General features: G+C 58.0%; 16 protein-coding genes. 13 read left to right on the forward strand and 3 right to left on the reverse strand.

Annotation, left to right across the window (positions count from 1 at the left end):
* Positions 1-77: 77 nt before the first annotated feature.
* Positions 78-2,540, reverse strand: coding sequence for a Lon protease family protein (locus NTD81_RS13710; RefSeq protein WP_262183125.1), 2,463 nt, complete (start codon positions 2,538-2,540; stop codon positions 78-80).
* A 364-nt stretch (positions 2,541-2,904) separates the two neighbouring features.
* Between NTD81_RS13710 and hsdR the strand changes: the two genes are divergently transcribed.
* The 8 genes from hsdR to NTD81_RS13750 all read left to right on the forward strand — a co-directional run bounded on the left by hsdR (position 2,905) and on the right by NTD81_RS13750 (position 12,939).
* Positions 2,905-6,381 carry a type I restriction-modification system endonuclease gene (gene hsdR / locus NTD81_RS13715; protein ID WP_262183126.1) on the forward strand — a complete coding sequence of 1,159 codons (3,477 nt, stop codon included), beginning with the start codon at positions 2,905-2,907 and terminating at the stop codon, positions 6,379-6,381.
* Positions 6,382-6,461: 80 nt separating this feature from the next.
* The gene (locus NTD81_RS13720; RefSeq protein ID WP_262183127.1) at positions 6,462-7,106 is read left to right on the forward strand and encodes a MarR family transcriptional regulator; all 645 of its coding nucleotides are present in this window, start codon (positions 6,462-6,464) and stop codon (positions 7,104-7,106) included.
* Positions 7,103-7,807, forward strand: coding sequence for a hypothetical protein (locus tag NTD81_RS13725; RefSeq protein ID WP_262183128.1), 705 nt, complete (start codon positions 7,103-7,105; stop codon positions 7,805-7,807). The genes NTD81_RS13720 and NTD81_RS13725 overlap by 4 nt, the downstream gene beginning before the upstream one ends.
* On the forward strand, positions 7,808-8,494 hold the full coding sequence (locus tag NTD81_RS13730; RefSeq protein WP_262183129.1) for a protein phosphatase 2C domain-containing protein: 687 nt from the start codon (positions 7,808-7,810) through the stop codon (positions 8,492-8,494).
* 52 nt (positions 8,495-8,546) lie between these two features.
* Positions 8,547-10,091 carry a class I SAM-dependent DNA methyltransferase gene (locus tag NTD81_RS13735; protein WP_262183130.1) on the forward strand — a complete coding sequence of 515 codons (1,545 nt, stop codon included), beginning with the start codon at positions 8,547-8,549 and terminating at the stop codon, positions 10,089-10,091.
* Positions 10,088-11,440 carry a restriction endonuclease subunit S gene (locus NTD81_RS13740; protein WP_262183131.1) on the forward strand — a complete coding sequence of 451 codons (1,353 nt, stop codon included), beginning with the start codon at positions 10,088-10,090 and terminating at the stop codon, positions 11,438-11,440. Before NTD81_RS13735 ends, NTD81_RS13740 begins: the two co-directional genes overlap by 4 nt.
* 33 nt (positions 11,441-11,473) lie before the next feature.
* On the forward strand, positions 11,474-12,367 hold the full coding sequence (locus NTD81_RS13745) for a hypothetical protein (RefSeq protein ID WP_262183133.1): 894 nt from the start codon (positions 11,474-11,476) through the stop codon (positions 12,365-12,367).
* 95 nt (positions 12,368-12,462) lie between these two features.
* Positions 12,463-12,939, forward strand: coding sequence for a hypothetical protein (locus NTD81_RS13750; RefSeq protein WP_262183134.1), 477 nt, complete (start codon positions 12,463-12,465; stop codon positions 12,937-12,939).
* 69 nt (positions 12,940-13,008) lie between these two features.
* On the opposite strand, the gene ettA is transcribed toward NTD81_RS13750, so the two are convergent.
* Together ettA and NTD81_RS13760 are read right to left on the reverse strand one after the other, a co-directional pair.
* Entirely contained in the window at positions 13,009-14,676 is a 1,668-nt protein-coding gene (ettA, locus tag NTD81_RS13755) for an energy-dependent translational throttle protein EttA (RefSeq protein ID WP_262183135.1), read from the reverse strand.
* Between the two features lie 302 nt (positions 14,677-14,978).
* On the reverse strand, positions 14,979-16,034 hold the full coding sequence (locus NTD81_RS13760) for a sigma-54 interaction domain-containing protein (RefSeq protein WP_262183137.1): 1,056 nt from the start codon (positions 16,032-16,034) through the stop codon (positions 14,979-14,981).
* 317 nt (positions 16,035-16,351) lie between these two features.
* Here NTD81_RS13760 and NTD81_RS13765 point away from each other — a divergent pair, with 317 nt between their 5' ends.
* From NTD81_RS13765 to NTD81_RS13785, 5 genes are read left to right on the forward strand one after another with little or no spacing between them, the layout of a single operon-like run.
* Positions 16,352-17,557: an LLM class flavin-dependent oxidoreductase gene (locus tag NTD81_RS13765; protein ID WP_262183138.1), complete on the forward strand. Its 1,206-nt coding sequence runs from the start codon at positions 16,352-16,354 to the stop codon at positions 17,555-17,557.
* On the forward strand, positions 17,554-18,630 hold the full coding sequence (locus NTD81_RS13770) for an ABC transporter substrate-binding protein (protein WP_262183139.1): 1,077 nt from the start codon (positions 17,554-17,556) through the stop codon (positions 18,628-18,630). Before NTD81_RS13765 ends, NTD81_RS13770 begins: the two co-directional genes overlap by 4 nt.
* On the forward strand, positions 18,627-19,391 hold the full coding sequence (locus tag NTD81_RS13775) for an ABC transporter permease (RefSeq protein ID WP_262183140.1): 765 nt from the start codon (positions 18,627-18,629) through the stop codon (positions 19,389-19,391). Before NTD81_RS13770 ends, NTD81_RS13775 begins: the two co-directional genes overlap by 4 nt.
* Positions 19,388-20,146, forward strand: coding sequence for an ABC transporter permease (locus NTD81_RS13780; RefSeq protein WP_262183141.1), 759 nt, complete (start codon positions 19,388-19,390; stop codon positions 20,144-20,146). The genes NTD81_RS13775 and NTD81_RS13780 overlap by 4 nt, the downstream gene beginning before the upstream one ends.
* Before the next feature lie 24 nt (positions 20,147-20,170).
* Positions 20,171-20,938 (forward strand): ABC transporter ATP-binding protein, encoded by a 768-nt coding sequence (locus NTD81_RS13785; RefSeq protein ID WP_262183142.1) that lies wholly within the window; start codon positions 20,171-20,173, stop codon positions 20,936-20,938.
* Positions 20,939-21,235 lie beyond the last annotated feature (297 nt).

Raw genomic sequence — 21,235 nt, forward strand, 5'->3', positions numbered from 1 at the left:
CTGCTCACTGCCAAACGCTTAAACTCACCACCCCTGATCGCCCAACAGCATGTTGAGCGATCAAGAGGGTTGCCGAGTTACTCAGCAGCGGGCTTTTTCACCCGTGGTTTCTTCTCTTTGACCGGCGCGGCGGGCTCTTCCTTCTTCTCCTCGTCTTTGTCTTCATCCTCCATGCCGATCGCTGCGATATCACGCAAACGCTCCACCACCCGCGCATTGACACTGCCGGCGGGGAATTGGCCTTGCTCATTGGGCGTGCCTGCATCGGCACCGACCAACAAACTCAGCGCCTCATCCACCTGACGCACCGCATAGATATGGAACTGCCCGGCACGCACAGCTTGCAGCACACGCTCATCGAGCATCAGGGTGGTGACGTTGGAGTGGGGAATGATCGCGCCCTGCTCGCCGGTCAGGCCACGGGCCTCACACAGACGGAAGAAGCCTTCGATCTTCTCATTCACCCCACCCACGGCCTGTACTTCACCGAACTGGTTGATCGAGCCGGTGATGGCGAAGCACTGCTTAAGCGGCGTACGTGACAAAGCCGAAATCAGCGTGCAGACCTCGCCCAGCGAGGCGCTGTCGCCATCGACATAACCGTAGGACTGCTCCAGGGCGATGCTCGCGGAAATCTCCAGAGGGAATTCCTGGGCATAGCGACTCCCCAAATAACCGGTGAGGATCATCACGCCCTTGGAGTGGATCGGCTGCCCCAGATTCACCTCGCGCTCGATATCAACGATGCCGCTGCCGCCTGGATAGACGGTGGCGGAGATGCGCGCGGGCACGCCAAAGGCCGAGTCGCCGACTTCCAGCACGGTCAGGCCGTTGCACTTACCCACCGCGGCACCTGTGGTGTCGATCAGGATGATACCGGCCAGCATGTCATCGATAATCCGCGCCGAAACACGTCCAGTGCGAGTGGCTTTGGCCTTCAGGGCCCGTTCGATATGGCCGGCATCGGTGACGCTGTCACCGGCCAGACTGCGAATAAAATCAGCCTCACTGACCAGCTGGAACAGGTCGCCAATGCGTGCCGATAACCGCCCTTGGTGCTCCGCCAGACGCGCGCTGTAGGTCGCTACCCGCGCCACTGCGGCGGCGGTCATCGGCGCCATGCCCTCTTCCGAGGTGCGGGTTTTCATCAACTGGGCGAACTGTTCAAGGCTGTCGTCAGCCAGGGGAATGTCTTCGTCGAAGTCGACCAGCACGCGGAACATCTCTTGGAAGTCCGGATCGAGGTCTTGCAGGGTGTAATACAGCTGCCGCGAACCAATGATGATGACCTTGAGATTGAGCGGGATCACCTCCGGGGTCAGGGTCACGGTGGCGATACGGCCCAGATCGCCCAGCGGCGACTCCATCTTCAATTTGCGCGACTGCAGCGCGCGCTTAAGGGCGTCCCAGACAAAGGGCTCGCCGAGCATTTTCTCCGCTTCAAGAATCAGGAAGCCGCCGTTAGCGCGGTGCAAGGCGCCCGGACGCAACTGCCGATAGCTGGTGTAGAGCGCGCCTTGGTCAGTGTTGTATTCAATACGGCCAAACAGGTTGTCGTAGGTGGGGTGCGGTTCAAACACCACCGGTGCTCCGCCCTGAGGGTGATGACCCACCACCAAGCTGGGGCAGTACTGTTCTTCGAGCAGCTTGCGTGTTTGCGCGTCGGCCTTTTCAATCTCGACCAGTTGATCGACTACGGTCTTCAGCAGATTGACCTGCACCGCCTGCAAATAAGCGCAAACTCCGGCATTTTCCGCGTATTTTTGCGACAGCGGCGCCAACAGGGGTTGCAGGGCAATGGTGATGGTTTCTTCATTGAGTTGACGCAGTTGGTTGCTCGACTCGCGCTTCCACTGCGGCAGGCTGGCCAGTTCCTCGTTAAGCCGCTCTTCGAGGCCGGCGATATCACTGTGGAAACGCTCGCGCTCGGCTTCCGGCAACTGGGCAAACTCGGCCTCATCCAGCGCCTTGCCGTCGAGCATCGGGGTGAAGGCAATATTGCTGCTGTCGCGGTACAGGGCCACGCCCTTCTCCAGCGACAGGCGCTCAATCACATCCAGCGCTTGGTCATAGCGCTTGTTAAAAGCGCGGTCGATGGCGTTTTTCTTTTGCTGGAACGACGGATGCTCAAACACCGCCGGGAAGGTCGCCAGCAGGTTATCGATCAGGCCGTTGATGTCGGTCAGAAACTCCGCCGCGGTGCCCGCTGGCAGCTCCAGCGCACGGGGTTCACGCGGCTCATCGAAGTGGTTGACATAAACCCAATCCGCTGGGGTCTCCAGACGTTTAGCCTCGGCATTGAGGTAGCGTTTCACGAATGAGAAACGCCCGGTGCCGGACTCGCCCATCACAAACACGTTATAGCCCGGACGCGGCATGGCCACGCCAAACTGTAAGGCCTCAACGGCACGTTCCTGACCTAACACACCGCGAAACGGCTCTAAATCGGCGGTACTGGTGAAATTAAACTGCTCCGGGGAAAAAGGACGGGTAAGTGCTTCAGGTGCCAACCGCAAATGGGCTGCGAAGGAGTCTGGCATTGCAATTCCTTGGACGGGGGCCTGGATGAATCATGGCTGCATCAGGCATGCGCTACAAGCAAAAACGCGGCTGCCGGTACACCGAGGTGACGCGCGCAGTGCATAGCGCATGACTGGGGCAAAAACTGCCTAAACCGTACTACCGGTGCTGGCCCTGCGCAAAAAAAACCGTCTTAAGTCGGTAATGTCCTACCTGCATAGGTCAAGTGAGTTGATGCATTAGCCGATGCCCAGTCGCTTTCTAGCCTCTACTGTCGAACACAGTGGGTGGCCAAAAGACACTCACCTTAAGTAATCTCCGCACCGATAGGGCAACAGGTATTTGTTTGTTGCAGTTGAAGATACCGATCGTAAGGGATAGTCCATGGCCGTCAGCAGTAACTTCGCTTTCCTTCAGGAACATGACCCGCTGTTTCTGCAACTGGCCACGACTGCCGAGCAAGTATTTGCTGCTGATCCCAATACCACACTTATAAAGCTGCGCCAATTAGGTGAGGCGCTGGCTCAGAGCCTGGCCAGCCGGGCCGGTATCGAATTCGATAGCGCGACCACCCAGGCCGACCTCCTCTACAAGCTGAGCCGTGAGATTCAACTCGATCCAAACATCCGCAATCTTTTTCACACGCTGCGCGTCGAAGGCAACAAGGCCACTCATGGCTTCCGCACCCAGCACCGAGAGGCTATGGACGGGCTAAAAGTCGCCAGAGCCCTTGCCATCTGGTTTCACCGTACTGTTGGCAAGAACACTCATAGTTTCAACCCCGGTCCATTTGTCACACCAGCCGACCCCAGTGCCTCACTGCGCGAACTCCAAGGTCAGATCGAACAACTCAAAGCCCAACTGAACGAATCCAGCCAGCAACTGGAAAGCAACCAACAGCTGGCTGACCTCCTCAAGCGGGAGGCTGAAGAATATGCAGTACTCGCTGAGCAAATGTATGCCGAATCACGTACCCACAAACAGTTGGCAGCCGAACACGAAGCCGCCCTGAATAAACTGCGTAGCGAGCACGAACAGAGTATCAAGGCACTGCAACAGCAACTGGCCAGCCAACCACAAGCCAGCCAGCAGATTGCCAAGCGTGCCCAACAAGCAACCAACAATTTTGACCTTTCAGAAGACCTGACCCGAATCCTGATTGATCAGCAGTTGATCGAAGCTGGCTGGGAGGCTGACTCCCTCGACCTTACCTACAACAAAGGCGCACGCCCAGAGAAAGGTAAAAACAAAGCCATCGCCGAGTGGCCCACAAGCAACCCCAAAGCATGCGCTGACTATGTGCTATTTGTTGGTCTGACACCCATCGCCATCGTTGAAGCCAAACGTAAGCGCATCAACATTGCTGATCGCATTCCGCAGGCTGAGCGCTATTCCCGCGAGTTCAAAATCACCTCCGAGCTGCAACAACCCTGGCGGCTAACCGGGCAGACTCAGCCGTGGAACGATGGCCAAGGCGGGCAATTCCAAGTGCCGTTTGCCTTCGCCTGCAATGGCCGCCCCTATGTAAAACAACTCGCCGAGCTTTCCGGAACCTGGTTCCGCGACCTGCGCAGCCCGGCCAATACCCGCAGAGCATTACAGGACTTCCACAAACCAGATGATTTGCTCGACCTGCTCAAGCGCAGTCAGGCCGACGCCGAAACCAAACTCAAAACTGAAGGCTTCACCTACCTAAAACTGCGCGACTACCAAGAGAACGCCATCCGTGCAGTGGAGCATGCCCTCGCCAACAATCAGCGTGACTGCCTGCTGGCCATGGCCACCGGCACTGGTAAAACCCGCACCATCATTGGTTTGATGTATCGCTTTCTGAAGACCGAACGCTTCAAGCGCATCCTGTTTCTGGTCGATCGAAGTGCACTTGGCCAACAAGCCATCGACTCATTCAACGACACCACACTTGAGCAAAACCAGACACTGGCCCAGATCTACGACATAAAAGAACTGGGCGACATGGCAGCCGAAGCGGAAACCCGCGTTCAGGTTGCCACCGTGCAAGCGATGGTCAGCCGCATCTTCCGCTCGGATAACCCGCCTGCGATAGGCGAGTTTGACTGCATCATCGTCGACGAAGCGCACCGTGGTTACACCTTGGATCAAGAGATGACCGAAGGCGAACTGGCAGTACGCGATCATAGCCAGTACCTCTCGCAATACCGCCGCGTGCTTGATCACTTCGATGCCTGCCGCATCGGCCTCACCGCCACACCCGCCAAACACACCAGCGAAATATTCGGTAAACCCGTTTTCACCTACAGCTACCGCGAGGCCGTGGCCGATGACTGGCTGGTGGACCACGAACCGCCGATCCGCTACGAAACCCTGCTGAGCCAAAACGGTATTCGCTTTGAAAAAGGCGAGTCGGTCAGTGTTATCAATACCCAAACTGGCGAGGTTGATGTCACTGAGCTGGAAGATGAACTGACCTTCAATATTGAATCCTTCAACCGCCGCGTCATCACACCGGCCTTCGATAAAGTCATCTGTGACGAACTAGCCAAAGAGCTTGACCCATTCGGCGAAGAAAAAACCATGATCTTCTGCGTAAACCAAAATCACGCAGAACGGGTAAAAAACCTGCTTGATGATGCCTTCAAGGCAGCCTATGGCGAGCAATACAACGAAGCAGCCGTAAGCGTGATTACCGGCCAGAGCGACAAGGTTGAACAACTAATTCGTCGCTACAAGAACGAGCCAACCCCCAATATCGCCATCACCGTCGACCTGCTCACCACCGGCATCGACGTACCGCGAATCTGCAATTTGGTCTTCATGCGCCGCGTGCGCTCACGCATTCTCTACGAGCAGATGAAAGGCCGCGCCACCCGGCGCTGCGATGACATCGGCAAGACCGTATTTCGCATCTACGATCCGGTTGACCTGTATGCAAGTCTGGAAGCAGTCGACACCATGAAGCCCTTGGTGAAAGACCCCAATATTTCACTGGAACAACTGCTCGACGAACTCACCAACGATGCCAGCCATAACGCGCCAGGCAACCAGGAAAACAGCAGCCACGCCCATGATGTACTTGACCAACTGAGCCAGCGCGTCATGCGTATTCTGCGCAAAGCGCAGCACAAAGCCGAAAGCAAGCCGAGCCTAAAACAGAAGCTCAACGAGCTGCAGGAGCTTTGGGGCGTTGAGCCGGCCAAACTGCATAAACACCTGCATGAACTTGGCCCACAGCAAGCCGCCAACTTTGTCCGTAAGCACAGCCAACTGCTCAGCCAGTTGGACACTGTCAGCGCCCTGCTCGGCTCAGAGAACTACCCGGTGATCTCCAACCACACGGATGAACTAAAAGAGCGCAGGCAGGATTACGGCAATAACCAAAAGCCCGCTGACTATCTGGAAAGCTTCAACGACTTTATTCACAACCAACTCAACCAGTCCGCAGCCTTAGGCGTCGTCGTAAACCGCCCTAAAGACCTCACCCGTGAGCAACTGCGTGAGGTCCGCCTGCTACTGGATCAGCACGGCTTCAGTGAAGCCAGCCTGAAAAGCGCCTGGCGTAATCAGACCAATCAGGAAATCGCCGCCAGCATCATCGGCTATATCCGCCAGGCCGCCATTGGCGAAGCCTTGCTACCGTTCGACCAGCGCGTGGCCCAAGCCATGCAAAAAATCTACGCCCTGCTGCCATGGACACCCGTGCAACGCAAATGGCTGGATCGTCTGGCTAAACAACTGGTGCATGAGGTCATCATCGACGCAGAGCAATTCAACGACGCCTTCCGCGATGATGGTGGGCTGAAAGGCCTGAACCGCAACTTGGGCGGTAATCTCGATCAGGTATTGGCAGCCCTGAATGACAGCCTTTGGCAAAATGTCAGCTAAGCGGTTTGACAAACGGCATGGCTTAACGCCTACACTGTCCTCAGTCCTAGGACAAGGGACACCGAATAGCTGAGGCAACCATGAAGAGTCAAGACCTTCTATTACTGATCAAATTGATCTGCCTTGAGCAGCGTGAGCGCCAGCAGCAAAGGCTTGATGGCGATACAGCAGAGCGGGCCAAACACATCAGCCTCCCAAAACCAGACGAATGGCAAGGCTGGGAGGATCATGTAGAACAGGACCCTCCGATTCATCATGACAGTTACTCCGTACGCGCTCTGGAAGCCTCACTGGGGATCAGCAAAAGCGAGGTTGCCTCGGCATTAAAGCGCTGCCAGCAGATTGGACTATTGCGCCTCGAGCCAAGCACTCAGTTACCAAGGGTCAACAGCAAGGCCTTACTGGGTTTTATCGAATATGGATCGCGCTACGTATTTCCCGTCAAGCCAGCAGAAATTGTTCGTGGCATACCAACTAGTTTTTCCGCCCCGGTACTGCAAGGCTCCCTGATGAGTGGCGGCGACCTTATCCATGTCTGGCCTGATGCTTACGGCAATCGCAAAGGGCAATCCGTTACCCCGTTATTCAAAACTGTGCCGGGCGCAGTAAAGAAAGACCCGCTGCTGTATGAATATCTGGCCCTGATTGATGCCATTCGGTTGGGCAACGCCAGAGAGGCCAATCTCGCCAACCAAATGCTGCGTGAAAAGGTGCTACAAGCATGAGCCGCTCACACAATATTCAAATGCTCGAAGTGGTCGCCGAAGCCCTTGGACAAGAGCTTTGCCAAGAGGTCGCCTTCGTGGGCGGCTGTACCACAGCCTTGCTGCTGACGGATGAGTTCAGCCGCGAAGAAGTTCGCTACACCGACGATGTCGACTTAGTTGTCCACCTGACCGGCTACGCCCAATGGCAAAGCTTAGTCGAGCAACTGCAGCAAAAAGGCTTCCGGCAATCGCCGCAGGATGAAGTTATCTGCCGCATGCGGCTCGGCGAACTGAAAGTCGACTTTATGCCTGAAGATGCCGAAGTTGCCGATCTTCTGGGCTGCAATAACCGCTGGTTCAAAGACGGCCTGAGCAGCGCGCAATGGTACGACTTACCTAGTGGTCGGCGTATCCGCCTTTTCACGCCCCCCTACTTTCTCGGCAGCAAACTGGAGGCCTACGCAGGGCGCGGAGCACAGAACCCGCTAGGTAGCCAAGACCTTGAAGACATACTTAATCTTGTGAACGGCCGGGAAGAACTGCTGCAAGAAGTCGATAACGCAGCCCCCGAGTTACGCGCCTACCTGGCAGAAAAGCTCGCTGAACTCCTGAACAATAATGACGTTGGCTACTTGGTACAGGATGCCGCTCGGGGTGAAAGCGAACGCGAGCAGATTATCTGGCAACGCTTGCACCATCTCGCTCAGGTAAATGCCTGAATGCGCGTAACCTTAAACTGGCAAACCCAAACCGGCACACTCACAACCAACAATCGCGATGCAAGTGCCCATATCGAACGGTCAGACGCCAGCCTTTACCTGATCGCCGATGGCAGTAGCAGCCGTCAAGACAGCGGTGAGTTAGCCATTAGGCTACTGGCAGAACTGGCTCAAGGTTTCGAGCACTTACCCGTGAGCGAACTCCTCCCAGAACAACTGGCCGAGGCCCTCGTTCAGGTCATCGCGATCACCCATCAGCAACTGCGCGATATTTATCCCAATGCAGCCTGCAGCTACCTGGTGTTATGCCAGCACGCTGATGCCATGTTTAGTATCCATGAAGGTGACTGCTGCCTTGGGCTGCGCGAATCAGACAACACAATTCGCTGGCTGAACGCCCCACACTGCCTAGCCAACTGGCAAGGCAATTTAAGCCACGCTGAACTGGCACAGATGCCATCACGCCACAGACTGACCCGCTGCTTTAGCCCAAGGCGTGCAAACAGCCCTGAAATAAATCACTGGCCGCTTAGCGCAAAGCAACATTGGCTGTTAGCCACTGACGGATTCTGGGCTGGGCTGAATGACCAGCAGCAACAATGCTTCTTAAACGATGGCAGCCTGACGGCGCCACCTACTGACGACGATATCAGCTGTCTGAGTATCATTTATTCCGCTACCGGTTGAGTTGAGTACCACCATAACTCAGCCCACACTTTGAACAATCTTGAGAACGACCATGACCCAATCCGACATCGTCCAGAAACTCTGGAACCTCTGCGATGTACTGCGCGACGACGGCATCAACTACAGCGACTACGTCACCGAGCTGGTCTTGCTGCTGTTTATCAAAATGGAATTCGAGCAGGCACAAAGCGGGACTCAATTCGAACATAAACTGCCTGAAGGAGCGCGCTGGCCTGATCTGGTGGATAAGTCCGGCCTGAACCTGCTCAACCATTACCGGCAAATGCTGCTGGACCTTGGCCAAAACAGCGACCCGCTGATTGCCGCCATCTATGCCGACGCCCAAACCCGCCTGAAAGAGCCGCGCCATCTGGAGCAATTGATCAAAAGCCTCGACGGCATTGACTGGTTTAGCGCACGGCAAGACGGCTTAGGCGACCTCTATGAAGGCCTGCTGGAGAAGAACGCCAGCGAAACCAAATCCGGTGCGGGCCAGTACTTCACCCCGCGCCCGCTGATCGACAGCATCATCCGCTGCATCAAGCCGCAGTCCGGTGAAACCATTCAGGACCCCGCAGCAGGCACCGCAGGCTTTTTGATTGCTGCCGACGCTTACATCAAAAGCCAGACCGACGACCATTACGACCTGAGTGCTGCCGCCAAGGCCTTCCAGCGCAACCGCGCTTTCATCGGTGTCGAACTGGTGCCCGGCACACGCCGCCTGGCATTGATGAACACCTTGCTGCATGGCATGGAAGGGGATGAAGAAGGCGTCGTGCACTTAGGCAACGCCCTCGGCAGTGTGGGCGCCAACCTGCCCAAGGTGGATGTGATTCTTTCCAACCCGCCGTTCGGTACCGCCAAAGGCGGCGGCGGCCCGACTCGGGACGACCTCACCTATAAAACCAGCAACAAGCAACTGGCCTTCCTCCAGCATATCTATCGCGGCCTCAAGCCCGGCGGCCGCGCAGCCGTGGTGTTGCCAGACAACGTGCTGTTTGAGGCCGGAGTCGGCACTGAGGTGCGCCGCGACCTGATGGACAAGTGCAACCTGCACACCATCCTGCGTTTGCCCACTGGTATCTTCTACGCCCAGGGCGTCAAGACCAATGTGCTGTTCTTCCAGAAAGGCACGCCGGATAACCCGCGTCAGGAACAAGGTTGCACCCAGCGCGTATGGGTCTACGACCTGCGCAGCAATATGCCCAGCTTCGGCAAGCGCACTCCGTTTGGCGCTCAGCACCTTAAGCCATTTGAAGAGGCTTACGGTGACGACGCCAACGGCAACAGCCCCCGTGCCGAAAACGTGGAAGGTGTCGGCGAAACCAGCCGTTTCCGCGTCTTTACCCGCGAACAAATCCGCGAGCGCGGTGACTCGCTGGATATCAGCTGGCTAAAAGATGAAAACAGCATCGACGCCGCCGACCTGCCCGCGCCGGAAGTGCTGGCGGGCGAAGCCATGGCCGAACTGACCGAAGCCCTGCGCGAGCTGGATCAACTGATGCAGGCGCTGGGGGCCGGGGATGAAGCCGAGCAGCAGAAGCAGATGCTGGCTGAGGTAATGGGATTGGTGGTGGCTCAGGAGGTTGGGGAATGAGTGAGTTGCCAGCTGGATGGTCGCAGGCACGCATTATTGACTTGGCTGACATCAACCCCAAGCAGGCATTCGACGATGATCTCATCGCAGGGTTTGTGCCTATGTCTCATGCGCCAACCAACTTTCTAGACAAACTTCGCTTTGAGCAGCGTCCATGGGGCGAAATTAAGAAGGCTTATACAAACTTCAAAGATGGGGATGTGATTTTTGCCAAAGTCACCCCCTGTTTTGAAAATGGCAAGGCGGCGTTTGTCGAGGGCCTGCCCAACAATATCGGTGCTGGAAGCAGTGAGTTTTATGTACTGCGTCCTGCTAGCGATGAAATTTCAGCTAAGTACTTACTGGCCTTAGTCAAAACTCGCGACTTTCTGAGCAGCGGCGCAGAAAACATGACCGGGGCCGTAGGGCTTCGCCGGGTTCCTAAGTCGTTCGTAGAGAATTATTTAATTCTCGTTCCACCAGCAGCGGAACAAACCCGCATCGCCCAAAAACTCGATGAACTACTGGCACAGATCGACACCCTAAAAGCCCGCATCGACGGCATCCCCGCGCTGCTCAAACGCTTCCGCCAATCTGTTCTAGCTGCTGCTGTTTCTGGGCGGTTGACGATATCCAAATCAACACTAGAAGACCCTATTGATTGGCAAGAGCTTCCATTCGCGTCAGTGATAAATGATTTGAGATACGGCACAGCAAAAAAGTGTGATTACAACATCGGAGATACCGGGGTACTACGAATTCCAAACATTGGCGAAAATGGAATAACACTAGACGACCTTAAATCATCCAACTTTACCGAGCAGGAAAAGCTTAAACTTTCTTTGCGCAAAGACGACATCATCCTAATTCGTTCCAACGGAAGCGTTGATCTTGTTGGAAAACCAGCATTAGTCACTCATAAAGAGGAAGGACTACTTTTTGCTGGATATCTAATTCGTATTCGTCTAAAAACCGATCAAGCAGTGCCTCAATACATCAATTACTGGCTGAAGTCCCCAATTACTAGGCAAATTATTGAATTGATGGCTAGATCGACTAGCGGCGTAAACAATATCAACAGCGAGGAAATTAAATCACTGTCCTTGAAATTGCCCCCCTTAGAGCAACAAACCGAAATCGTCCGGCGCGTCGAACAACTCTTCGCCTTTGCCGATCAGCTAGAAACCAAAGTCACTGCCGCCCAAAGCCGTATCGACCAGTTAACCCAGAGCATTTTGGCCAAAGCATTCCGGGGCGAGTTGGTGCCGCAAGACCCGAACGATGAGCCGGCCAGCGTTTTGCTGGAGCGCATCAAAGCCCAACGCGCCGCTGCGCCCAAAGCTAAACGCAGCCGGAAGGCTTCTGCATAAGATCACCGCTCACTGACCCGAACAGAGGTTGCCATGACAGATTGGATCAATTTGCTACAACGTCTGTTTAGCTGGTTCAGTGAGCGGCGCAACTCAGCTCGGCAGCAGGCAGCTCGCGTACTGGCAACCTTTGAGGCCCATGGGATATCCCGCACTGAAATCAACGCGCTGCTGCCGGAGGCTTTACAGCTAACGGCCTATCAATGGTCCAACGCTGACCAGCTCAAGTTGGCGTTACGCCAGCAGCACCTCAACTGGATAAATGAATACTTCGCGCTGCAAGACGGTTGGCTTACCGGGCAAAGCGAATCTGCTCATCAGCATGTATTCAGCTACAAATCACCCGCCAAGCTCCACCAATGGTTTCAGAAAAAGCGCACACCCGGTGTTGATTTAGAGTTCAGGCTGCATCTGATCACGCCAGACACTCGCGAAATTGGCCCAGACTCAGAAGGCTACTACGCGCTGGTGATGGAGCAGATGGATGACGGGCTTGAGCGGTGCAGCCGTTTTTACCACCTTAGCGAAGGGGGCCATTTCGAGCACTGGCCTTGCCTTATCCATCTTATGCAGGTGCTGGCTATCGCCCATCACCATGGTGTGATCATGCGCCGTGCGCAGTTGGATACGCCCGCCTTATACAAACTGAGCCATCACCAGGGGCTTATTCCTGACTGGCTACACAAGTGCCGCCCTCACCCGCTGCAAGCTGACCACGAATTGTGGCCACACTTCTCCGGCCACAGCCCATGGCTTGAACAACTACGCAGCGATGCCGAGCAGGGGCTGCGCCATGCAGGGTTAAGCGAGGTGCTTACGACGTGGCACGCAGACGTTCAGCGCTTTGCTCGGCAGCAGCCAATCACCGACAGACTGTTGCGGCCACACAACGCGCCGAAAACTGAAGCCACAACACGCTGCCAATAACTGGCTGAGAAGGCTGTTCGATCAACCGTAACCGCTGCCAGCATTTTTGTATGCAACGGGGATAGCTGCCCCCCCTAACGATCAGGATGATCCCTATGCGCACCCGCTCCTTGACTCTGTTTGTTGTTTGCAGCGTCACCCTATCCGCTCATGCCGAAATGAAATTGGGCACCTTCACCAGTTCCGGAAAGCTGCTGGTCTCGGACACCGTCAATAAAGAACTGATCCACAACTCGAACTTCAGCACCGAAGACCTAGAGCGCATTAAGCGTCAGCTAGAAGACCAACAGCGCAAGATCGACGCCCAAGCGCAGGCCATCGAGCAGTTGCAGCGCCAACCCAAGCAAGATCAACACTCGCCCAGAGAAACCCAAGAGTTACAGCGCAGTGTGGAGGAGCAAGCGCGGCAAATAGAAAAGCTGCAACGCCAGCCCACCCAAGGTGAAGGCCAGTCCAGGGACACACAAGAGCTACAGCGCACGGTGCAGCAGCAAGAGCGACAAATCGATTCGCTCGAACGCGAGCTTGAGCGACTGAGCCGCACGGTGGACGACCTCAAGCGCAGCCGCTAAAACCAATAAAACAAAACGGGGCCCGAAGGCCCCGTTTTGCTGTAGCACGCAGGTAACTGGGTCAGTCCGTTACTGCGCCAGCTTCTTGTAACGCACACGGTGCGGTTGCGCGGCGGCATCGCCCAGGCGCTTCTTACGATCGGCTTCGTACTCGGTGTAGTTACCCTCGAAGAACTCGATATGCGAGTCGTCTTCATAGGCCAGGATGTGCGTGGCTACACGGTCCAGGAACCAGCGATCGTGAGAGATCACAATGGCGGCGCCAGGGAAATCCAGCAGCGCTTCTTCGAGGGAACGCAGGGTTTCCACGTCGAGGTCGTTGGACGGTTCGTCGAGCAGCAGCACGTTGGCGCCTTCTTTCAAGGTCAGGGCCAGGTGCAGGCGGCCACGCTCACCACCGGAGAGGTCCTTAACGAACTTCTGCTGGTCGCCACCTTTAAAGTTAAAACGGCCCACGTAACCACGGGACGGCACTTCATAGTTACCGATGCGGATCATGTCCAGACCATCGGACACGGCTTCCCACACGGTTTTGCTGCCGACCAGATCGTCGCGGCTCTGATCCACGCAAGCCAGTTGCACGGTGTCGCCGATTTCGATGCTGCCGGAGTCCGGCTGCTCTTTGCCCATCAGCATGCGGAACAGGGTCGACTTACCGGCGCCGTTACCACCGATCACGCCAACAATGGCGCCTTTGGGGATGCTGAACGAGAGGTTATCGATCAACACACGGTCGCCATAACCTTTGCTGACGTTGACGAAGTCGATGACCTTGTCGCCCAGCCGCGGGCCAGCCGGGATGTAGATCTCGTTGGTCTCGGCGCGCTTTTGGAATTCCTGCGACTGCATTTCTTCAAAGCGTTGCAGACGGGCTTTGGACTTGGACTGACGCGCCTTGGCGCCTTTGCGCACCCACTCCAGCTCTTCTTTCATGGCCTTTTCATGGGCCGACTGCTGCTTGGACTCTTGCGCCAAACGCTCGGATTTCGCCTCCAGCCAGCCGGAGTAGTTACCCTCGTAAGGGATGCCCGCGCCACGGTCGAGTTCGAGAATCCAGCCGGCCACGTTATCCAGGAAGTAACGGTCGTGGGTAATCGCCACCACAGTGCCCGGAAAGTCGTGCAGGAAGTGCTCCAGCCAGGCCACCGAGTCGGCATCCAGGTGGTTGGTCGGTTCGTCGAGCAGGAGCATGTCAGGGGCCGACAGCAGCAGGCGGCACAGGGCCACACGGCGCTTCTCACCACCGGACAGGTGCTCAACCTTGGCGTCCCACTGCGGCAGACGCAGGGCGTCGGCAGCGACTTCCAGTTGGCGCTCCAGGTTGTGACCATCGCTGGCTTGCAGAATGGCTTCAAGCTTGGCCTGTTCAGCGGCCAGCGCGTCGAAGTCGGCATCCGGCTCGGCGTAGGCGGCATAGACCTGATCCAGACGGGCTTGCGCCTCTTTGATCTGGCCGACGGCTTCTTCCACCACTTCGCGTACGGTTTTGCTGGGGTCCAGTTGCGGCTCTTGCGGCAGGTAGCCAACATTGATGCCAGGCATGGCCCGCGCTTCACCATCGAACTCGGCATCGACACCGGCCATGATGCGCAGCAGGGTCGATTTACCCGCGCCGTTGAGACCCAGTACGCCGATCTTCGCGCCAGGGAAGAACGACAGGGAGATGTTCTTAAGGATTTCCCGCTTCGGCGGCACGACTTTGCCGAGCCGATGCATGGTGTAAACGTATTGAGCCAATGTCTGCAACTCCTGAAAAAAGAAATAAAGCCTGGCTAAACCGCGCCCTAGACCGGGCTATGGGCGCTGCCACGGCCTCACACTTGGCCAAGCTTTATGGGACTACCGAGGGGATTGCCCTAGCACTAAGCGGCTATTTTAGTCATTGCCGCCCCTAGAGGCTATGGCACAAGGCGCAGATCGTGTCAGCTAAGTGCCGCAGCGTCGCGTAAACGCAGGCTACGCCGCGTGCTCAGGCGTTCGAGACGCAAGTGTTCTGCCACGTCATTACGTCGTTTGCCCGCGTAGGCCTTACGCGGGAGTTAGTCGCAGGTACTGCCCAGCTCGCCGATTTTCTCCAGCCGCGCGCGCACGATATTGCGGCTGATGGCCAACAGCCGTCCGGTCTGCAATTGGTTGCCGTGGCAAAAGTGATAGGCGGTGCGAAACAGCGTCTCCTCGACATGCTCGTAGAGGTTCGGCAGGCCTTGCTCATACAAGGCGTACAAGGCCGCCTCCAGACTGACCTCGGCAGCTGCGGCTGGGATAGCCGGGGCCGCCGCATGGCTGGCGCGCAGCTCCACCAGTTGCAAATCAGCCACCTGCACGGTCTGGTTGCGGCACACCAGCAGGGCATGGTGAATGGCGTTTTCCAGCTCGCGGATATTGCCCGGCCAGGGGTGGCTGAGCAGCCGCCCCTCAACCTCCGCACTGAGCTGCGCGGGCGCGTAGCCCAGGCGCTGGCAATGCTGCTGAATAAAAAAATTGGCCAGCGGCAGAATATCCCCCGGCCGTTCGCGCAGCCCCGGCAGGCGGATGCTGGCGACATGTAAACGGTAAAACAGATCCTCACGAAAATGCCCGGCGACCACCGCATCCGCCAGATTGACGTTGGTCGCCGCGACCACCCGCACGTTGATCGGCAGCGGCGTGCGCGAGCCCAAGCGCACCACTTCGCGCTCTTGCAACACGCGAAGCATTTTGACCTGCATGGGCAGCGGCAAGTCGCCGATTTCATCGAGGAACAAGGTGCCGCCGTTGGCCGCCTCAAACCAGCCAGCTTTACTGGTGGAGGCGCCGGTAAAGGCGCCCTTGTCGTGCCCAAACAACTCACTCTCAACCAAACTCTCGGGGAAGGAGCCGCAGTTGACCGCCACAAAAGGCGCGTCACTGCGCCGGCTTAAGCTGTGAATATGCCGTGCGACCAGCTCCTTACCGGTGCCGGTTTCCCCAATGACCAGCACATTGGCCTCGCTGGGAGCGAGCCGCTCAATACGCTGCAACAGGTCTTTGGAGCGCGGGTCGTTAAACACCATCACGCTCGCCCGGGCCGACTTGGCCGATAGCTCGCTGGGCTGTATGTGGGTGAGCTGGGACATGCTGACAACATCCATGTGGAACACTACCGCGGCAGTGTGCACGCAGGACTCTTATATTAATAAATTATTATTTATTATTTGTTTATTCCATTCCTAACAATACCACCTTCCTTGTCATGCACTGCTGCTCCAGCAGCAATGCATACGCACAGCACTGCTGATCCGCCAGCACTGCGCCCCTGTAAATAGCCGCAAACCGTGCTCTGACGGCCTCTGCGCGGCTGGCACGAAACCTGCGATAGGCCAGCGCAACGCTTGCAGTGCGTGCAAGCCAGGACATGCGTCGTGATATCCCAGGGACCTGAGGGCCAGCGCTAATGAGCATCGAATTTTTCACCCGCCTGCCACTCAATGGCGAAAACTATTACCCGCGAGGCGACAGCCGCAATCGCGGTGATTGGCACAACGAGGCCGAAGGCACCGGGGCCTTGGCTAACTTTCGCAGCGGCGACAGCTTCTCTTATATGGACTACCTGGCGCAGGTGGCGCGCGCTGCGGAAATCAACCAATTTGCCGGCGCGCTGATGGTCAACGCGCCTAACGCCGAGGAGCCCTGGCTGACCTGCGCGCTGCTGGCCCGCGAGACCCGTAATCTGCAATTTGTCACGGCGTTCCAACCGTTCCACTTCAGCCCCTTTGCCGCCGCGCAAATGGCCTCGACCTACCAGCGTGCCACGGCTAACCGGCTGGTGTGGAACATCATCAATGGCGGCTCGGAACAGATCCAGCGGCAAGTTGGCGATACCACCGCGCACGATGATCGCTACCTGCGCGCCAGCGAGTTTTTAGACGTGGTCAAAGGCTACTGGCATTCACCGCAGTTTCATTACCAAGGCGCGTATTACAGCGCCGAAGGCGGCGGCCTCAGCCCGCAGCAGCGCAAAGCGCAGTTGCCACTGATCTGCACCGCCGGTTCATCGGAGGCCGCTCGCGAGTTGGCCGCCAAGCATGCCGACTATTACTTGATGCGCGCCGAGCACCCGGATGAAATCCGCGCGTTAATCGCCGACGTAAAGGCGCGAGCCCAGCGTTATGGTCGTTCGACGATTCGTTTTGGCATGTCGATTGACGTGATCAGCCGGCCCACTGAAGAAGAAGCGCATGCCGAGGCCAAGCGCTTTTTTGATGCCGGCCTGGCCGGCGCCGCCGAGGCCAGCAAACGCTTTAACGGACTGGTCTCCGCGCGCCACCTCAGTTACGAAAAAGACTTTGCCCGCCAGGCCGACGCCAAGTCATATGAGCAATTCTTTGTCTACCCCAATGTCTGGGCTGGCTTTGGCTTTATCGGCATACCGCCGGGGTGCGCCTTGGTTGGCAGCTACGCCAACGTGGTGGCGCGCATTCGCGAGTACAACGCGCTGGGGATTGAGCTGTTCTTCCTCGCCGGCTACCCGCACCTGGAAGAAGCCTACCGTCTGGGCGAGCACATCCTGCCGCACTTCCGCCATGAGCGCTCGCCGCTGGTGCCGGTCAGCGAGGCCGCTGCTACACCTGCCAATGCACAACAGGAGGTGCAGCTATGAATGGTTTCAGCAGTCCTCTGTTAGCCAGCCTCTTGCTGCTCTCGGTGCTGTTCAATAGCGCTCAAGTGGTGGGCGAAGAGTTGCCTTCGGTGATTCGCATCTCCACCGGTGCCGGCTCCGTGCTGACGCCCAAGTTATCGGCAGCCAACTCCGGCCTGACCGCTGCACGCCACGCGGTTGAGGATGAGTTTGCCAACGACGGGGTGAAGATCGAGTGGATACATCCCCTGGGCGGCGGCGTATCGAGCAATGAATTGCTCGCCAGCAAAGCCGTGGATATCGGCTACGCGGGCGAGTTTCCGGCGATCTTTGGCCGCGCGGCGGGGATCAAAACCCGCTTGATCGGCGGCGGTTTTCGCGGCAACAACGCCTACCTGATCGTCCCGCCCAACTCCACGATCCAGAAGGTCAGCGACCTGCGCGGCAAACGCGTGTCGTTGATGAAGGGCCAGCCTTGGGAATATGGCTTCGACCGTTTACTGCGCAGCCAAGGGCTAACCCAAGCCGACCTTAAAATCGTCAATTTAAGCTTTGCTGACGCCCGCAGCGCCTTCACCAGCGGCCAGGTCGACGCGCTCTATGCGCCCGGCGTCTATGGCGCCACATTAGGTGAGCCAGGTACTGGACGGATCATCTGGTCGACCCGTGAAGCCCCCGCCGACTGGCTGTTTACCGCTGATTTTCTGGTCGATGAAAACTTTGCCCAGCGCTACCCCACTGCTGTGAAGCGCTTCCTAAAAGCCGTGGTGCGCGTGAGCGCCTGGGCCAGCGATGAAAAAAATGCCGAGCAGGTGTTCCAGACCTGGGTGCCGCAAGGCTACAGCGTGGCGCAGCAGTGGCAGGAGTACCAAGGCAGTGACTTACGCTACCGTTTCTCGCCGCTGCCCGATCCGTTCCTGCTGGAGCACTACCGCAAAGTAGCGGCCTACATGCTGGAGAATCACCTGATTCGTCGCCCGGTGGAAATCGACAGCTGGGTCGATCGCTCATTCGTCGACGCGGCGATCAAGGAGCTGGGCCTGGAAGGTTTTTGGCCGGAATACGACACCGACGGTAAGGCCCTGGCGCCATGACCAGCACCTGGCGCACCACTGCCGGCAGAAGCGGCGCCGGCTTACTGCTGCCCGGCCTGGGTCTGCTGCTGTGGTATGCCGTGAGTCGCCAGGACGACAGCGTCAGCGCTTTGCTGGTGCCGCCGCGTCAAGTGGCCGAAACCCTGTGGCTGATGCTGACTAGCGGCGAGCTCTGGCAGGCCGTGCAAATCACCTGCGCGCGGGTCGCCGCAGGCTTTGCTTTGGGCAGCGCGCTGGGCATCGCACTCGGCGTGTTGCTAGCGCGCTGGCGACGACTGGAGAGCACCCTGGGCCTGCTTATTAACGCTTTGGCCCAAGTCCCTAGCGTGGCGTGGGCGCCGTTATTAATCAGTGCCCTGGGCATCGATGAAGCGTTCAAGCTGGTGTTAATCGCCTTGGCCTGTTTCTTCCCGGTGGCCGTCAACGTGCGCCAGGCTTTGCAAAACTTCCCCCCAGCCCTGCTGGAAGCCGCCGCCAGCCTGACGCTGACGCCCTGGTTACGCTATCGCAAAGTGCTGTTGCCAGGAATTCGCGATCAGCTGCTGACCGGCCTGCGCCTGGGGCTATCCAGCGCGTGGATCATCGCGTTGTTCAGCGAGTTATTCGCTGCCAGCAGTGGCTTGGGTTTTCTGATCAACAGTGGCCGGATGTACTTCCAAATGGACACCGTCTTGGCCGCCACGCTGTGCACCGGCCTGCTCGCCTATGCCTGTGATCGCGTGTTGCTGCAGTTGCAGCGCACGCTGGCGTACGCGCGATGAACCGCGTGCAGCCCTTCCCCCTGGCCCGAACGGGGCGGCGTACCGCGTTACTGCTCAGCGCGGCTTTGCTCAGTGTGCTGCTGGCCATCAGCCTGCTGGCGTTGTGGCCGACGCCTGCCAGCACCCTGTGTGGCGAGCTATGCAGCGCGCTGACGCAGGCCAGCGTGGCCAGTCTCAAGCGTTTGGCTGCGGGGCTATTAATCGGCAGCTTAATCGGCAGCGTACTGGGCGTGCTGCTGGGTAGTTACCGCTGGGCGGAGTATCTGCTCGGGCCGCTGTGTCATGGCCTGCGCCAGCTCCCATTGTTTGGCTGGATCGGCCTGCTGGGCCTTTGGGCCGGCTATGGCGAGGGGGGAAAAATCACCTTCGTCAGCCTAGCGGTCAGTTTCGTCATGCTGGTCAGCACGCAACAGGCCGTGCACAGCATCGCCCCACGGCTTATTGAGGTGGCGCGCAGTTATCAGTTGCCGACGCTGCTGCGCTGGCGTGTGTTGCTGCTGCCCAGCGTGCTCCCCGCCTGGTTGGCGGGGCTGCGCATTGCCTTAGCCGTGGCCTGGGGCGCCACGGTGGGCGCCGAGATCCTAGTGGGCAATGCCGCGCTGGGGCTCGGTGCGTTTATCTGGGGCCAGCGCGAGCTGGGCCAGGTGTATCCCATTGTCCTCGGCACCGTGCTGATCGGCGCCTTCGGGCTGCTCGGCGATCTCGCCCTGCGCGCCCTAGAGCGGCGCTGCCAAATCTGGCTCGGCCAGGCCTAAACCTTGTTATCACTGGAGACGCTTATGGGCGCCGCGCACCTTAACCTGCAACAGGTCAGCAAAAGCTTTCGCATCGACGGTAATCCGCTGACGGTTCTTGACGACTTTTCCCTGAGTGCCGCGCCCGGCGAATTCGTCTGCTTACTCGGCGCCAGTGGCTGCGGCAAGTCGACCTTGCTACGCCTGGTGCTGGGTTTGGAGCAGGCCGACAGCGGCGCGCTGACGCTCGACGGGCAGAGCATCAGCGGCCCCGGGCGTGATCGCGGAATTGTTTTCCAAGATCACCGCCTGTTTCCCTGGCTCAACCTGACCGAGAATATCGCCCTGGCGCTGCACCACAGCGGGCTTAGTCGCCAAGAGCAACAGGCGCGCGTCGACAGCTATCTCAAGCTGGTGGGCTTATATGAGTTTCGTAAGGCCCGTCCGGCGCAGATTTCCGGCGGTATGGCGCAGCGCGCGGCGATTGCCCGGGCGCTGGTGGCGGAACCCAAGTTGCTGCTGCTGGATGAGCCCTTCGGCGCCCTCGACGCACTGACCCGCTACCGCTTGCAGGAAGAGCTGCTGCGCATCTGGCAACGCGACCGGCCCAGTGTGTTGATGGTGACCCACGATATTGATGAAGCGCTGTACCTGGCCGATCGCATTGTGGTGCTGCAAGCCAACCCGGGGCGGATCAAGCGGGTCATCAACGTCGACCTTGAGCGCCCCCGGCAACGCCAAGACCCACGGCTGATAAGCCTGCGCGAAGAAATCTTGAGCCTGTTCGACTGGCAAGCCATCGACCGCCAATAAGCCGCGCCCAGACCTGCTGCTTCCCGTAGCTTGGATTAGAGCAGTGGCCTGGGATCAGAACCGTAGCCTGGATTAGCCACGCAGTGGCGTAATCCGGGGCAGCGCCACCTGACAATAAACGCGGTGGTGGGTTACGCCGCTGCGCGGCTAACCCACCCTACGGGACTACGAGATCCCCACCCGCCTCGAGCAAGCTCAGAACCGTAGCCTGGGTCAGAGCCGTAGCCTGAATTAGCCACGCAGTGGCGTAATACGGGGCAGCGCCACCGGACAATAATCGCGCTGGTGGGTTAGACC

This window comes from Pseudomonas sp. 5P_3.1_Bac2, assembly GCF_025465995.1.
Taxonomy (GTDB): domain Bacteria; phylum Pseudomonadota; class Gammaproteobacteria; order Pseudomonadales; family Pseudomonadaceae; genus Aquipseudomonas.